This is a genomic window from Paenibacillus sp. Aloe-11, from assembly GCF_000245715.1.
Taxonomy (GTDB): domain Bacteria; phylum Bacillota; class Bacilli; order Paenibacillales; family Paenibacillaceae; genus Paenibacillus; species Paenibacillus kribbensis.
Genome location: NZ_JH601066.1, coordinates 153,115 through 153,507 on the forward strand (window position 1 = coordinate 153,115; position 393 = coordinate 153,507).

Here is a 393-nt window from a genome sequence, read left to right on the forward strand (position 1 = left end):
CAGACCCGCCATCGGCTTCCTCCGTCTGCAAGCAGGCGGCAAGTTCGCGGACGGTTGGGCGTTCAAACAGCGTTTTGATCGTCACTTCTTTGTGAAGCTGCTGCCGTATTTTTGCGGTCAGCATCATCGCTTTAAGCGAATGACCCCCAAGGGTGAAGAAATTGTCCTCTGCCCCAACCTTCTCTACGTCGAGCGCCTCGCTCCACAGGTCGGCCAGCAGTTGCTCCATTTCATTGGCCGGCGCAACGTATCCTTCAACGGCTTCGCCAACTCCAGGCTCAGGGAGCTTTTTGCGATCCACTTTCCCGTTTGGCGTCAGGGGCATTTGCTGCAATTGTATGAAATGGGACGGCAGCATATAGTCCGGTACCATCCGTGACAGTGCGGTTCGCA

1 protein-coding gene is annotated in these 393 nt (G+C 56.0%); it reads right to left on the reverse strand.

Annotation, left to right across the window (positions count from 1 at the left end; translation table 11 throughout):
* The coding region (locus WG8_RS26045) for a phosphopantetheine-binding protein (RefSeq protein ID WP_007432237.1) at positions 1–393 on the reverse strand (393 nt) is incomplete at both ends.